The organism is Epilithonimonas hungarica (assembly GCF_900102265.1).
GTDB lineage: Bacteria > Bacteroidota > Bacteroidia > Flavobacteriales > Weeksellaceae > Epilithonimonas > Epilithonimonas hungarica.
This window is the reverse complement of the sequence record NZ_FNBH01000003.1, coordinates 527,418-543,283: the sequence shown is the minus strand read 5'-3', so window position 1 is coordinate 543,283 and position 15,866 is coordinate 527,418. Positions and strand designations below refer to the sequence as shown.

The following is a 15,866-nucleotide window of genomic DNA, read 5'->3' as shown; positions in this document are numbered from 1 at the left end:
GAATGAAAACAAAAAATAAAATTTTCACCATTCTTCTCTCAACCTGCGTTGCATTCTCATCGGCACAAACCTCAAAGTTTACTTTAGATTTGGACGGAACATCTACCAACATTAAAATCCAGCCAACGATGTATGGGATTTTCTTTGAAGACATCAATTTTGCAGCCGATGGTGGAATTTATGCTGAATTAATCAAGAACCGAAGTTTTGAACTTGATGAACCGTTGACGGGCTGGAAACAGCAAAACACAAAAACACTTTCTCCCAATCTGGATTCCGGTTTTCTGACGATTATAACCGATAAATCAAAAACCAATAAAAACTATGCGAGAATCACTGTTTGGAACGACAAAAATTATGTGCTGGAAAACGAAGGATTCAGAGGAATTGGTTTGCATCAAGGTGAAAAATATGATTTCAGTTTTAATTTAGAAAACATTTCGGGAAATATTTCTACCATCAACACAAGTATGATTGATGAAAACGGAACAATGATTTCCTCAGTTTCTACAATCATAAAAGGTGGAGGTTGGCAAAAATACAATGCGGTTTTCACACCTTCCAAAACAGTTGAAAAAGCAAAACTTCAAATCACTTTTACAGGAAACGGCGTGGTAAATATGGATATGATTTCCCTTTTCCCACAAGATACCTGGAAAGGCAGAAAAGGAGGTTTAAGAAAAGACTTGGTTCAGAAATTGTACGATTTACAGCCGGGATTTTTACGTTTTCCGGGTGGCTGTATTGTTGAAGGTAGAACCCTTGCAGAAAGATATCAATGGAAAAAAACATTGGGAAATGTGGCAGACAGAGAATATCTCATCAACAAATGGAGTTCCGGATTTGCCCATCGCCTGACTCCCGATTATTATCAGTCGTTCGGTTTAGGTTTTTATGAATATTTCCAGCTTTCCGAGGACTTGGGAGCAGAACCGTTACCAATTCTAAGTTGCGGAATGGCTTGCCAGTTCAATACAGCAGAATTGGTACATCTGGAAGAATTAAATCCTTACGTTCAGGATGCATTGGATTTAATCGAATTTGCTAATGGAAACGAAAGTACAAAATGGGGAAAAATCCGTGCTGAAATGGGACATCCAAAACCATTTAATATGAAATACATTGGCGTTGGAAACGAACAGTGGGGAGAAGATTACATAGAGCGTTACAAGATTTTTGAAAAAGCCATTCACGCCAAATATCCCGATATCAAAATCATTTCAGGAAGCGGACCGTCGCCTGACGGAGAATTTTTCGATTACGGTTGGAAAGAGCTCAAAAAACTCAATGCGCAGATTGTCGATGAGCATTATTACAATTCGCCCGAATGGTTTACAAAAAATGCCGGAAGATATGATGATTATGACCGTTCCGGACCAAAAGTTTTTGCAGGAGAATATGCTGCGCAATCAGTCGGAGTTGTCAAACCCGACAACAAAAACAATTGGCAGACCGCACTTTCGGAAGCCGCTTTTATGACAGGACTTGAAAGAAATGCAGATGTGGTAACAATGACTTCCTATGCACCGCTTTTTGCCCACGCAGATGGTTGGCAATGGACACCGGATTTAATTTGGTTTAATAATTTACATTCTTACGCAACGCCCAATTATTACGTTCAGAAATTATTCTCCAATAATAAAGGAACTGATTTAATTAAAATTTCTGAAAACGGGAATGCTGTAAAAGGTCAAAATCAACTCTTTGCATCCGCGGTGAAAGACGGTAAAAATAATGAAGTGATTATTAAAATTGTCAATACAGATTCTCAGGAAAAATCAATTGAAATCAATCCGAAAAATATCAAATTAGGAAGCAAATTGACTAAAACAACCTTAACAGCATCACAACTTTCTGATGAAAATAATTTTCAAACAGAAAACATAAAACCTCTGGAAGAGAATTCTGTGATTAAAAAAGGGAAATTTTCTGTTCAAATCCCATCCAATTCTTTCGTGGTTTTAAAGATAAAATAACCGCAAAATACCATTAATAAAAGGAAAAATAAAATTAAGTGTAATATTTACATTTATTTAAAATAAAAATTTATATTTGTTTTATTCTCTCAATAAGAGAAATGTCAACATTTATTAAAATTTAATTCATCGCAACAATGAAGAAATATGTTATCGGGTTAGATTATGGTACGGATTCGGTGCGTGCAGTCCTGATTGATACAGAAAACGGAGCCGAGCTCGCAACATCCGTAAGCTACTACCAAAGATGGAAAGAAGGAAAATTCTGCCAGCCGGAACAAAATCAATTCCGTCAGCATCCGCTTGACCATATCGAAGGTTTGGAAAAAACCATTTCCGATGTTGTCAAAGAAAGTGGAGTAGCACCCGAAAGTATTGTCAGCATCTGTATTGATACCACTGGTTCATCGCCGCTTCCGGTAAATAAAGAAGGAATTGCACTGGCTTTAACGCCTGGTTTCGAACAAAACCCCAATGCGATGATGATTTTATGGAAAGACCATACATCCATTCATGAAGCAGAAGAAATCAACCATTTGGCGAGAAATTGGGGAGGCGAAGATTACACCAAATTTGAAGGTGGAATCTATTCTTCCGAATGGTTTTGGGCAAAAATCCTTCACATCAACAGAGTTGATGAAAATGTAAAAAATGAGGCTTACAGTTGGATGGAACATTGTGATTATATCACATTTCTACTTTCCGACCATCAGGATTTGGCAACTTTCAAAAGAAGCCGTTGTGCGGCCGGTCACAAAGCGATGTGGCACGAATCGTGGAACGGATTGCCGTCAAAAGATTTCCTTGGTCAGTTAGACGCGTCTTTAGCTGAACTTCGTGACAGATTGTACGATAAAACTTACACTTCCGATGAGGTTGCAGGAAATTTAAATCAAGAATGGGCAGCAAAACTAGGCTTGACAACCAACACAGTGATTGCCGTAGGAACTTTCGACGCCCATTCAGGAGCAGTCGGCGCAAAAGTAGAGGAGAACACGCTTATCCGAATTATGGGAACTTCCACCTGCGATATTATGGTTGCACCCAACGAAATTATCGGAGACAAAACGGTCAAAGGAATTTGCGGACAGGTCAACGGTTCGGTCATTCCGGGACTAATTGGTCTGGAGGCAGGTCAGTCGGCGTTCGGAGATTTATTGGCTTGGTACAAAGACATTCTGCTGTGGCCAACCCAAAATATTCTGATGAATTCTAATATCATCGATGACAATCAAAAACAACTTTTAAAAGAGGAAATAGAAAACAATCTCATCCGAAATCTGACTTTGGAAGCCGAAAAAATTCCTCTTTCCGAAGCCGTTCCTATCGCATTGGATTGGGTGAACGGACGCAGAACGCCCGATGCAAATCAGGAATTGAAAGCAGCTATCAGCAATCTTTCACTCGGAACAAAAGCACCGCATATTTTCAAAGCATTGGTGAATGCCATTTGTTTCGGTTCCAAAAAAATCGTTGACCGTTTCGAAGAAGAAGGCGTAAAAATCGAAAAAGTCATTGGAATTGGTGGTGTTGCCAGAAAATCGCCATTCATTATGCAGACTTTGGCAAACGTCCTGAATATGCCTATTGTAGTAGCAGCATCCGACCAGGCGCCGGCTTTGGGAGCAGCGATTTACGCAGCCGTTGCAGCAGGAGTTTATCACAATGTCCAAGAAGCAAGCCAGAAAATGGGTTCTGATTTCGAAGCCGAATATTTCCCGCAGACAGAGCACGTAGAAAAATATGCGGAATTAATGAGTCAATATCAGATTCTTGCTGACTTCACGGAAAACAATATCAAATCAAAGAAGAAGTTGATTGTTGACAGTTTATAGTTGATAGAAATCACATTCAATTTTAAAATAACAACTAATAACCAAAGATTTTATGGCAGCTTTATCCGCCCTCCGTTCCCGCTTTTTTGTTCCGCTTTGCTACACAAAAAGAGCTCCACTCAGGTCGGGCTGCGTGAGATTCAATGCTGAAACTAAACCAATAAGGTATGCAGCCCGAAATAGGTAACCTGTAATCTTTAAATTATTTTAATCTTTTAATCATTTAATAAAACTAAAATGAGCATCTATAAAGAACTCCAGAGAGAATGTTACGAAGCCAATATGCAGTTGGATGCTTTGAAGCTGGTCGTTTACACATTCGGAAACGTAAGTGCCGTCGACCGTGAAAAAGGAATCTTTGCCATCAAACCGAGCGGTGTTCCTTACGAACTTTTAAAACCGGAAGACATTGTGATTTTAGATTACGATGCCAATGTGGTTGAAGGAAACTTAAGACCATCTTCCGACACCAAAACCCACGCTTATCTTTACAAAAACTGGGAAAACATTGGCGGAATCTCACATACTCACGCCATTTATTCGGTCGCTTGGGCGCAGGCTCAGATGGATATTCCGATTTTCGGGACGACTCACGCAGACCATCTGACAACAGATATTCCCTGTGCACCGCCAATGCGTGATGATTTAATCGAAGGAAATTACGAATACAATACAGGAATCCAGATTCTTGATTGCTTCAAAGAAAAAGAATTGTCATACGAAGAAGTAGAAATGGTACTTATCGGAAATCACGGACCATTTACTTGGGGTAAAAATGCTGATAAAGCCGTTTACAACAGCAAAGTTTTGGAAACCATTGCAGAGATGGCATATCGAACAAGACAAATCAACCCAAATGCACCACGCCTTAAAGATTCACTCATCAAAAAACATTACGAACGAAAACACGGCAAAAATGCCTATTACGGACAGTAAACGGCTATTAGCTTTTGGCAATTAGCAATTGGCTTTTTAACAATACTAATAAAGTCCTAAGAGAAGATTCAAATAATCACAAGACAAAATCTCGTAATATTTGGATTGCAATCAGAACCCGAAGGGTTCAATATCAGTAGCCGTAGGTGAAAACTATGGAACAAGGAAAAATAAAATCAATTATCATTTATAAAATATGTTAACACTTCTCAATACAAAAGAAATCTGGTTCATCACAGGAAGTCAGCATTTATACGGACCTGAAACCTTAGCGCAGGTTGCAGAACATTCACAGAAAATTGTTGAAGCGCTTAATATTTCTTCATCAATTCCGGTAAAAGTTGTTCTGAAACCAACGGTAAAAACTACGGAAGAAATTTTTGAAACCCTTACAGCTGCTAATTTCTCAAAAGACTGTATCGGAATTGTAACCTGGATGCACACGTTTTCACCTGCCAAAATGTGGATTCGTGGTTTGACCGCTTTACAAAAACCAATGTTGCATCTTCATACGCAGTTCAATCAGGATATTCCGTGGTCTACGATGGATATGGATTTTATGAATCTGAATCAGGCGGCACACGGTGACCGTGAATTCGGATTTATGGTAAGCCGTCTTCGCAAAAACCGAAAAGTGGTTGTCGGACATTGGGCAGACGAAAGAGTTCAGAAACAAATTGGAGACTGGAGCCGTGTTGCAGCAGGTTGGGACGATTGGCAAGGTGCGAAGTTCGCCCGTTTCGGAGATAATATGAGATATGTTGCCGTAACCGATGGTGATAAAGTAGAAGCGGAAACCAAATTCGGATTTTCGGTAAACACTTGGGGAATCGGGGATTTGGTAAGCGTTGTCAATTCCATTGGTGATGGCGAAATCAAAACTTTAATGGAAGAATATGAAGCGTCTTACAAAATGGCTGAATCTCTTCTTTCAGGCGGAAGCAACAGAAAATCTCTTGAAGCGGCAGCAAGAATAGAATTAGGTTTAGAGAAATTCCTGAAAGACGGAAACTTTAAAGGCTTCTCAGATACTTTTGAAGACCTCCACGGATTGGAACAGCTTCCGGGAATTGCCGTTCAAAGACTGATGGAAAAAGGATACGGATTCGCCGGAGAAGGCGACTGGAAAACGGCGGCTTTGGTTCGTGCAATGAAAACAATGGGACAAGGTCTTGAGGGTGGAAATGCCTTTATGGAAGATTATACTTATCATTTAAATCCTTCAAACCCTTCCGTTTTGGGTTCTCATATGCTGGAAGTTGACCCCGTTTTGGCGGTTGACAAACCATCTTGTGAAATTCATCCGTTGGGAATTGGTGGAAAAGCAGATCCGGTTCGTTTGGTTTTCAATTCAAGAGGAAATATTGATTCTCTCAATGCTGCTTTGATGGATTTTGGAAATCATTTCAGGCTTTTAATTAATAAAACAAAAGCGTTGGAAATTACCGAAGAATTACCAAAACTTCCTGTGGCAAGAGTTCTTTGGAAGCCGCTTCCTGATTTGTATACGGCTGCAGAAGCCTGGATTTTGGCTGGTGGAGCGCATCACACGTGTTACAGTGAAAACATCAGTGCAGAGCAGCTGGAAGATTTTGCAGAAATTGCAGGAATTGAATCTCTTGTTATCGATGAAGACACAAAAATCCGTGATTTTAAGAATACCCTTCGCTGGAATGAAATTTATTATCGTTAATCTTGCAAAATCATTCAGACTATGAAAAAAATAACTTATAACCTGATTATTATTGCGCTTTTATGTATTTTCGGGTGCAATAAAAAAGAAAATAATAATCAGCCTCAAAAAGAGAATATGGAAAACATACAGGTTTCAGATTACGGAGTAACAGCGAAAGGCGATTCCATCAAAAAATATACTTTAACGAATAAAAACGGGATGAAGGTGGAAGTCATCAATTTAGGAGGCATTATCACCTCACTCACAGCTCCCGATAAAAACGGAAAATATGAAGATGTCGTTTTAGGCTTCACAAAACCGGAAGATTATTTCAACGGTAATCCTTACTATTTTGGCGCTTTGATTGGTCGTTACGGAAACAGAATTGCCAATGCAAAATTCACTTTGGAAGGTAAAACTTACGATATTGATAAAAATGACGGACCCAACAGTCTTCACGGCGGAAAAGAAGGTTTTCATACCAAATTCTGGAATATTGAAACGGTAAAAGATACGAAATTCCCGACGTTGAAGCTGACTTACACAAGTGAAGATGGCGAAGAAGGTTATCCCGGAAAACTGACGACCACTGTTTTATATACTTTGACAGACGATAATGCTTTGGAGATTTCTTACGAAGCTACAACAGATAAAGCAACGGTTGTTAATCTTACTCAACATTCATACTTCAACCTTTCAGGGAATTTTACGAAAACGATTACCGACCACGAATTGCAAATCAATGCAGATAAATTCTTACCTGTGAATGAAACTTTAATTCCTACTGGCGAAGAAAAAGCGGTAAAAGGAAGTCCTTTTGATTTCACCGTTTCAAAACCAATTGGAAAAGATATCAATTCTGATGACGAACAGCTGAAAAAAGGAAAAGGCTACGACCACAACTGGATTCTGAACGGAAGCGGAATGAGAAGTATCGCCAAAGTGTATCATCCTGAATCGGGAAGAGTGATGGAAGTTTTAACAGACGAACCGGGCGTTCAGTTCTATTCCGGAAACTTTCTTGACGGGAAATTCGATACCAAAACAGGTGGCAAAAATGAATTCAGAACAGGTTTTTGCTTAGAAACCCAGCATTTTCCGGATTCTCCGAATCAGCCTTCTTTCCCTTCAACAGAACTGAAGCCGGGACAAAAATATCAGACTAAAACGATTTATAAATTCTCAGTTAAAAAATAAATTATGGGAAACTTAGCAACGATTGATATCATCATATTTCTTGTTTATTTTGTGGTGGTAGCCGGTTACGGAATCTGGATTTACAACAGAAAAAAATCTGCAGCTACTGGCAGTAAAGATTATTTCCTTGCAGAAGGCTCACTCACTTGGTGGGCAATTGGTGCCAGTTTGATTGCTTCCAACATTTCGGCGGAGCAGTTTATCGGGATGAGTGGGGAAGGATTTTTCGTAGGAATTGCTGTGGCAGCTTACGAATGGATTGCAGCGATTGCATTGATTATCATTGCGGTTTGGTTCATTCCGATTTATCTTAAAAATAAGATTTATACAATGCCCCAATTTCTGGAAACCCGTTACAACAAATCGGTTTCGCTGATTATGGCTGTTTTCTGGCTGTTTCTGTATGTAATTGTAAACCTTACTTCAATTCTTTATCTTGGAGCTTTGGCAATTGATACATTGTTGGGTGGAGATAATCTTCATATTATAATGGTCGGATTACTTCTTATGGCTTTACTGATTGGTTTAGGAGGAATGAAAGTAATCGGATATACCGACGTTATTCAGGTAGCTGTTTTGATTATCGGAGGTTTTGCAACGGTTTATATGGCTCTTCAGATTGTTGACCAGAGAATCAACGGTGCGGCTGTAGGAAATGCTTTTGCAGGTTTTCAGACTTTGATGAATGAAGCACCGCAACATTTCAAATTAATGCTTGATAAACCAACGACAACTACCACAACTTTGGCAATGCCGGAAAATCTGAATGTTCAGAAATATGTGGTTCTACCGGGCTTGGCGATGTATTTTGCAGGGCAATGGATTGTAAATCTCAATTATTGGGGATGTAACCAATACATCACGCAACGTGCTTTAGGAGCTGATTTGAAAACCGCAAGAACCGGAATTTTATTCGCAGGATTTTTAAAATTATTTATGCCGATTATCGTAATGCTTCCGGGAATTGCAGCGTATGTTTTATATACAAAAGGACATTTGCCTGGTTTCAATGGAGTGAAAGATGGTGCTTATTCTGCAATTTTAGGATTTTTACCAACAGGGCTTAAAGGTCTTGCAGTTGCAGCATTGACGGCGGCAATTGTTGCGTCATTGGCGGGAAAAGTAAACAGTATTTCAACAATTTTCACTTTAGATATTTATAAAAAATACCTGAAAGCCGATGCAACCGAAATCCAGATGGTAAGAACAGGACGTTGGGCAATTATCATCGCAATGGCTGTTGCTTTGGCATTTACGTGGACGGATGTTTTGGGAATCGGAGGAGAAGGTGGTTTCACGTTTATTCAGAAATATACAGGATTCATCAGTCCGGGTGTCTTTGCGATGTTCCTTTTGGGAATGTTTTGGAAGAGAACAACAGGAACAGCAGCTTTAGTAGGCGTTCTTCTTGGCTTTTTACTGGCGATTTTCTTCAATAGTTTTGCAGTAGATATTTTCGGGAAAGAAACTTGGTTGTACACAGCTTTCACGTATGAAAAACTAGAGAATGGCGTGGTTCACACGATTACGGAAATTCCATTTTTGATTAATATGGGATGGTCATTCTTTATCACGGTTGCTGTAATGGTAATGATAAGTTTGGCTGGTCCGAAAGTGAATCCGAAAGCTTTTGCAATTGATGCAACGATGTTTAAAGTAGATAACAGAACTTTGGTTATGATTGTAGTGACGGTTCTTTTATTGACCGCACTTTACGTAAGATTCTGGTAATTTTAAAATAAATTAAAAATAGGATGTCATCATTTGGCATCCTATTTTTGTTAAATATTCTGATGATTTTATAATTTTAAATAAAGTTTTGAAAAAACATCTCCTTTTTATCGACACCGAAACCACAGGCATCCCGAAACGCTGGGATTTACCTTACTCTGAAACCGAAAATTGGCCTTCAGCAGTTCAGGTTTCGTGGATTATTTATGATGAAAACGGTAACGAAATTAAAAGAGAAAATTGCTACATTGATGTTGACGTTTTGAAAATTAGTGTCAAATCATTCAAAATACACGGAATTACTAAAGAATTTTTAACCAAAAACGGACAAGCAAGAAGTTTTGTTTTAGAAAAACTTTCAGCAGATATTCAAAAATATCAACCGTTAATCATTGGACATTTCACAGAATTTGATATTGATACGTTGAGCTGTGACTTTTATAGAGCTAATCTGGAAAATCCTTTTCAGCAAAGTCATTTTTACTGTACAATGCTTAAAAGTAATGACTATAATTTGAATCCAAACGTCAATTATCTTCGCTTGAACCAGCTTTTTGAATTTCTTTTCAATGAAAAAATGGAACGCTCTCACGATGCGATGATTGATGCGGAAATGACGGCAAAATGTTTCTTTGAAATTCGTTCAAGGGGAGAAATTTCAGAAGATGAAATTCAGAAAATACATCACGAAATCGAATCTAAATTGAAATTTTTAACAAATAAAATGAAATAATAACTATGCAGGAAAAAGTTGTTTCGTTATTAAAAATAACAGAACCTTTCCATCTTTTGCCAGAAACGGTTCTTGTAGAAATTTCTGAGTACCTTACAAAAACCGAGTTTGCTAAAGATACCCTTATTTATCGTCAAGATGTGACGGAGATGACAGGCGTAAGCATTATTGCATCCGGCGAGTATGAAACTTTTTTTTTCGATGCCTCAGAAAACAAAAGAGCGGTAACCAAACATCATAAACCTTATTGTTTTGGCGGAATTTCCATTATTCTGAACAGGGTTCGTGCATTGAAATCTGCCATAGCCAAAAAAGGAACCGTGGTTTACACCTTACCCAGAAAGGAATTTTACGAATTGTGTAATGCCTACGAAGATTTTTTTCACTATTTCACTTCAGATTTTGGTAAAAAAATGTTGGATGAGGAGTTTTCTCATTTTGTAAAAACACCCGCCACTTTCGAGGAAAGTTATTTCGCAGCCGACCAGTTGTATTCCAGAAAAATTGAAGGCATTGCTTACAAGAGCATCGTTTCGTGTGAGGAAAATACGCCTGTCTTTGAAGCTGCTAAAATGATGGCAGCCAATAAAGTAAGCTGTATTTTTATCAAAAAATCGGGGAGTGACGAGATTATTGGTTATGCGACAGATATTACTTTAAGAGATAATGTCATCGCCCGTTGTCTGGATTCAAGAATAGCCATCTCGGAAGCGATGGATAATCCGATTGTTAGCATTTCTACCGATGCCTATTTATATGAAGCCGTTTTGATGATGTTTAAAACCAAATCACGGTATATTTTAGTGAAAAATAAGGAAGAATATGTCGGTTTTTTGAGCAGAAACCGTTTGCTGAGCGAGCAGGCGCAAAGTCCGCTGGTTTTTATCCAGTCCGTAAAGCAGGCAGAAAATACCGAAGAACTCCGCAAAAAATGGAATCAGGTTCCGGATATTATCAATCAGCTTTTGGGAAGGGGAGTGCACGGTGAAATTGCCAGTCAGGTCATCACTACGATTGCCGACACCATTACCGGAAAAGTGATAGAAAAAGTCATCAAAGAAATTGGAAAACCACCTGCAAAATTTGCCTTCATTGTCACCGGAAGTGAAGGAAGGAAAGAGCAGACGCTGAGTACCGACCAGGATAACGGAATCATCTACGAAGACAAAGCCAATGAATACAGGGAAATGGTGCGGGAATATTTTCTGGATTTTGCCAAAAAAGTTTCAGACGACCTCAATACGATTGGTTTCGAATACTGCAAAGGCGGCTTTATGGCAAGTAATCCCAAATGGACACATTCTCTTTCCCATTGGAAAAGAAATTACAGCCAATGGATTGAAGAATCTGTACCGGAAAATGCAATGAAATTTTCCACTTTTTTTGATTTTCGTTTTATTTACGGTGACGAAAATATTGTGCGTGAGCTGAAAACTTTTATCAATGAAAAACTCGTTTCACCCAATCAAATTTTCTTTGCACATATTGCAAAAAATGCATTGCAATACGAACCTCCTTTGACTTTTTTTAAAAGAATAAAAACTCAGACCATCGGAAAATCAGAAGTTTTCGATATCAAAACGGCAATGTCTCCAATTGTGGATTTGATTCGTGTTTATGCATTGAAAAACCATCTGGAAATAGAAAATACCGGCGAAAGAATGAAAAAGCTTACAGAAATAGGGATTTTCACTCAGGAACAATATAACGAGATGCATCAGTCTTACTATTATCTGATGGCGCTCCGCTTAAAAAATCAGGCAAATCAAATTAATATTGACAAAAAACATCCTGATAATTATATTGAAATCAGCAAACTGACCAAAATAGAACAAGTAACTTTAATCGAAATCTTCAAGACTATTGCCAATTTTCAGCTCGGTATCAAAGTGAAATTTACCGGAAGTTTCTAATCTTAAATTTTAAACATAAAACCTTCCGCAATTTTTTTATTGTATTTTTCCTCGTCAAAAGTATAAAGAAAAGACCCTTTTTTAGATGAGCTCATATCTTTTTCGCTGGTTTTTACCAATACATCTAAAGCATTGATTTTGCTGGTAAAATTTCGCTTGTCGTATTTTTCGTCAAAAATCGCTTCGTAAAGATTCTGCAGATCTTTCATCGTGAATTTTTCAGGAAGCAGTTCAAAACCGATAGGTCTTGTGGTTGCTCTTCTTCTCAGTCTCAGGACGGCATCTTTTACCATAGCGTTGTGGTCGAAAATAAGGTCCGGACTGTCTTTCAAATCAAACCATTTAGCGCTGTATTTTTCATTGATCCGAATATCATCCTGAATATTAATCAAAGCATAGTATGAAATTGACATAATTCTCGCAGTCGGTTCACGGTCGATTTCGGTGTAGGTATTCAGTTGCTCAAGGTAGATGTTTTCGAGTCCGGTCAATGTATTCAGGACACGGTTTGCGGCCTGATCAGAACTTTCTTTATCATCAACAAATCCGCCCATCAACGACCATTCTCCTTTCTTGGGCTCGAAATTTCTTTGTACCAGAAGAATTTTAAGGTTTTCTCCATCAAAACCGAAAATAATGCAGTCTACCGCAACAAGATGTTTGGGATAATTAAGATAATTCTCTTCCATCAAAAAAATGATTTTGTACAAAGTTAAAGGTTTTGAAACAGATTTTAATATGAAAAATAAATAAATGTATGTTAAACACTTTATTTTTTTGTCTTAACCATTTTTTTAATGATTTGCTGGTTTCAGGAAGTGTTTTGGGGAATTATATTTATCGTTTCAACAATTTATTTGATAAAATTACTATGAATCCTTTATGAACACAATGTTAAAATTGTGTTAAAATTTTATTTTGGATTTAAGTTGAAAATCTATTCGACATATTATTTAAAATACGATAAGTGTAAATTTAAATTTTCATTGTTTTTTATAAACCCACTCTATCTATTTTGATAATGTATAAATTACATTTATTTAATTGATATTCTATGGTTTGTCTAATCTTGTTTTTTATGATAAGGTGAAGCTTTTTTATATTGCCTTAAAAATGCTTTTTCAATAGGATTTATTTCCAAATGATGAAAATTGTTTGCCATATAGATACTTTCTTTTATTTTAGAAATGTAGAAATAACATTTATTAATGAACAAAAAATCACTGATATTATTTTTAAGCTTTACTTCGCTTGCTTTCGGGCAGGTAAAGAAAAATGTTAGCTACTTTCCGCTCAACAAGGTTCATCTGTCCGAAAGTGTTTTCAGTAAGGCAATGCAGACCGATGAGAAATATATCCTGTCGATGGATGCAGACCGACTTCTTGCGCCATATCTAAAAGAAGCAGGATTGAAACCTAAAAAAGAAAACTATCCCAATTGGGAAAATACAGGATTGGACGGTCATATCGGCGGTCATTACATTTCGGCTTTGGCGTTGATGTATGCTTCCACAGGCGATCCAAAAGTTAAGGAGCGTTTGGATTATATGATTGATGAACTGGAGCGTTGCCAGAATCTTTCAGAAAACGGTTATCTTTCAGGCGTTCCGAACGGTAAAAAAATCTGGAAAGAGATTGCCGATGGAAACATTCGTGCTGCAACTTTCGGTTTGAATGACCGCTGGGTTCCTTTGTATAATATTCACAAAATTTATTCGGGTTTACGCGATGCCTATTGGTATGCGGATAGTGATAAGGCAAAGAAAATGCTGATAAAACTTACGGATTGGATGGCATATGAAGTTTCCGGACTTTCCGATGAACAGATTCAGGATATGCTTCGAAGCGAACACGGCGGTCTGAATGAAGTTTTTGCCGACGTTTACGACATCACAAAAAATCCGAAATATCTAAAACTTGCCCATCGTTTTTCTCATCTTGCCATTTTAACTCCGTTATTGATTCAGGAAGATAAACTCACAGGAATCCACGCCAACACACAGATTCCGAAGGTCATTGGTTTCAAACGAATTGCAGATTTAGAAAATAATAAAGAATGGAGCAATGCAACAGATTTTTTTTGGACGAATGTCACGCAAAAAAGGTCAGCGATTATCGGTGGAAACAGTGTCAGCGAACATTTTAATCCCATCAACGATTTCAGCGGTATGATTAAAAGTATTGAAGGTCCCGAAACCTGCAATACGTATAATATGCTGAAACTTTCCAAAGAATTGTATGCGACGAATCCAAAATCATCTTACGTAGATTATTACGAAAAAGCACTATACAATCATATTCTTTCAACGCAAAATCCCGACAAAGGCGGTTTTGTCTATTTCACGCCGATGCGTCCCGGTCATTACAGGGTTTATTCTCAGCCGGAAACCAGCTTTTGGTGCTGCGTAGGTTCCGGAATGGAGAATCACGCCAAATATGGTGAAATGATTTATGCATATTCTGATGAAGATTTGTACGTGAATCTGTTTATTCCTTCCGTTTTAAAATGGTCAGAAAAGAAATTGGTTTTGAGACAGGAAAACAATTTCCCTGAAAATCCATCGACAAAATTAGTTTTTGACGTTGCTCCAAAATCAAATTTAAATTTAAAATTACGAGTACCGGAATGGGCAAATGCTTCTGAAATTACAATATCAGTCAATGGTAAAAATATCAATGTTCCGGTTGATGCTGAAGGTTATTTTACCATCCAAAGAAAATGGAAAAAAGGCGATGTTATCCAAATGAAAATGCCGATGCATCTTTCCGCAGAGCAGCTTCCTGACCATTCGGACTATTTTGCGTTTAAATATGGCCCGATTGTTTTGGCTGCGAGATACGGAAAAGAAAATCAGGACGGACTTTTCGCCGATGACAGCAGAGGCGGACATATCGCGCACGGACCACAAATTCCTTTGAATGAAATTCCTACCATTTTGGGAAGTTCAGATTCAGTTTTAAGCCATTTGGAAACGGTGAATGATAAGGATTTGACTTTCAGATTAAAAGGATTGTATCCTCAGAACAAGTTCAGCAACGGATTGGAGTTGGTTCCATTTTATAAAATTCAGGAAGAGCGTTACATTATTTATTTTCCACAGGCGAATCAGGATAAAATCGAAATGATTCAGAAACAGAAAGCCAAAGAAGAAGAGGAAATCAGAAAACTGGACAACATCACAACTGATAAAATTCAGTTAGGAGAGCAGCAACCGGAATCAGACCATTTCATCGACAGCAAAGATTCCAACACCGGTTATATGGAGGACCGCCATTTCCGTGAGGCAAAAGGCTGGTTCAGCTACCAAATGAGAAACAAAGATAAGAATGCAAAGTACCTTTATCTTATTTATTTTGATGCCAACAATAACCGAACTTTGAATGTAGAAATCAATGGAACAAAAGCAATTTCTAAAAATTTTGACGGAAAAATGGGCGGTTCTCCACAATCATTATTAATCCCGATTCCTGAATCTGAAAGTAGGAAAGAGATTCTTAATGTAAAATTTAATACAAATGAAAAATCGCCTACACCAAAAATTATCGAGGTAAGATTGCTGGCAGAATTACCAAAATAGAATAATAAGATAAATATCAATAGGGGCGGGCTTTAGCCCGTCTTAAAGAAATAAAAAATAATAGGCTTTAGCCAAAATTTATAATAGATTTTGGCTAAAGCCTAGAAAAAAATAATCAGACATCGGGCTAAAGCCCGACGCAATTGAAAAAAATAAACGTTGCTGAGTTTGTAGTTTATACTGAGCTTGTCGAAGTGCCTTTGCGAACCTTAAAAAGAGTTAGTTGCATAAAAAATCTTTGCGGACTCTGCGTTTAAAAAATATAAAACTGATTTAAATATTTAAAATAAAT

General features: G+C 37.8%; 10 protein-coding genes. 9 read left to right on the top strand and 1 reads right to left on the bottom strand.

Annotated elements, in window-relative coordinates; genetic code table 11:
• The first annotated feature begins 2 nt into the window (after positions 1-2).
• The 8 genes from BLT30_RS14295 (at position 3) to BLT30_RS14260 (ending at position 11,996) form a co-directional block, all read left to right on the top strand.
• Positions 3-1,976, top strand: a complete 1,974-nt coding sequence (locus tag BLT30_RS14295) for an alpha-L-arabinofuranosidase C-terminal domain-containing protein (protein WP_089874208.1) — start codon at positions 3-5, stop codon at positions 1,974-1,976.
• A gap of 137 nt (positions 1,977-2,113) precedes the next feature.
• The gene (locus tag BLT30_RS14290) at positions 2,114-3,811 is read left to right on the top strand and encodes a ribulokinase (protein WP_089874207.1); all 1,698 of its coding nucleotides are present in this window, start codon (positions 2,114-2,116) and stop codon (positions 3,809-3,811) included.
• 237 nt (positions 3,812-4,048) lie between these two features.
• Positions 4,049-4,747: an L-ribulose-5-phosphate 4-epimerase gene (locus BLT30_RS14285; RefSeq protein WP_089874206.1), complete on the top strand. Its 699-nt coding sequence runs from the start codon at positions 4,049-4,051 to the stop codon at positions 4,745-4,747.
• Between the two features lie 196 nt (positions 4,748-4,943).
• Entirely contained in the window at positions 4,944-6,440 is a 1,497-nt protein-coding gene (gene araA / locus BLT30_RS14280; protein ID WP_089874205.1) for an L-arabinose isomerase, read from the top strand.
• A 21-nt stretch (positions 6,441-6,461) separates the two neighbouring features.
• The gene (locus BLT30_RS14275; RefSeq protein WP_089874204.1) at positions 6,462-7,619 is read left to right on the top strand and encodes an aldose epimerase family protein; all 1,158 of its coding nucleotides are present in this window, start codon (positions 6,462-6,464) and stop codon (positions 7,617-7,619) included.
• A 3-nt stretch (positions 7,620-7,622) separates the two neighbouring features.
• The gene (locus BLT30_RS14270) at positions 7,623-9,350 is read left to right on the top strand and encodes a sodium:solute symporter family transporter (protein WP_089874203.1); all 1,728 of its coding nucleotides are present in this window, start codon (positions 7,623-7,625) and stop codon (positions 9,348-9,350) included.
• Between the two features lie 88 nt (positions 9,351-9,438).
• On the top strand, positions 9,439-10,083 hold the full coding sequence (locus tag BLT30_RS14265) for a 3'-5' exonuclease (protein WP_089874202.1): 645 nt from the start codon (positions 9,439-9,441) through the stop codon (positions 10,081-10,083).
• A 5-nt stretch (positions 10,084-10,088) separates the two neighbouring features.
• A complete protein-coding gene (locus BLT30_RS14260) occupies positions 10,089-11,996 on the top strand; it encodes a DUF294 nucleotidyltransferase-like domain-containing protein (RefSeq protein ID WP_089874201.1) in 1,908 nt (635 codons plus the stop codon).
• 2 nt (positions 11,997-11,998) lie between these two features.
• Here the strand turns inward: BLT30_RS14260 and BLT30_RS14255 are convergent, their stop codons facing one another.
• Entirely contained in the window at positions 11,999-12,685 is a 687-nt protein-coding gene (locus BLT30_RS14255) for an NUDIX hydrolase (RefSeq protein ID WP_089874200.1), read from the bottom strand.
• 519 nt (positions 12,686-13,204) lie between these two features.
• Between BLT30_RS14255 and BLT30_RS14250 the strand changes: the two genes are divergently transcribed.
• Positions 13,205-15,574 (top strand): glycoside hydrolase family 127 protein, encoded by a 2,370-nt coding sequence (locus BLT30_RS14250; protein WP_089874199.1) that lies wholly within the window; start codon positions 13,205-13,207, stop codon positions 15,572-15,574.
• Positions 15,575-15,866 lie beyond the last annotated feature (292 nt).

Excerpts from the sequence above, each read along its gene's own strand:
- BLT30_RS14250 (WP_089874199.1), top strand. The coding sequence starts at position 13,205 with ATGAACAAAAAATCACTGATATTATTTTTAAGCTTTACTTCGCTTGCT.
- BLT30_RS14290 (WP_089874207.1), top strand. The coding sequence starts at position 2,114 with ATGAAGAAATATGTTATCGGGTTAGATTATGGTACGGATTCGGTGCGT.
- BLT30_RS14270 (WP_089874203.1), top strand. The coding sequence starts at position 7,623 with ATGGGAAACTTAGCAACGATTGATATCATCATATTTCTTGTTTATTTT.
- BLT30_RS14275 (WP_089874204.1), top strand. The coding sequence starts at position 6,462 with ATGAAAAAAATAACTTATAACCTGATTATTATTGCGCTTTTATGTATT.
- BLT30_RS14260 (WP_089874201.1), top strand. The coding sequence starts at position 10,089 with ATGCAGGAAAAAGTTGTTTCGTTATTAAAAATAACAGAACCTTTCCAT.
- BLT30_RS14285 (WP_089874206.1), top strand. The coding sequence starts at position 4,049 with ATGAGCATCTATAAAGAACTCCAGAGAGAATGTTACGAAGCCAATATG.
- BLT30_RS14295 (WP_089874208.1), top strand. The coding sequence starts at position 3 with ATGAAAACAAAAAATAAAATTTTCACCATTCTTCTCTCAACCTGCGTT.
- araA (WP_089874205.1), top strand. The coding sequence starts at position 4,944 with ATGTTAACACTTCTCAATACAAAAGAAATCTGGTTCATCACAGGAAGT.
- BLT30_RS14255 (WP_089874200.1), bottom strand. The coding sequence starts at position 12,685 with ATGGAAGAGAATTATCTTAATTATCCCAAACATCTTGTTGCGGTAGAC.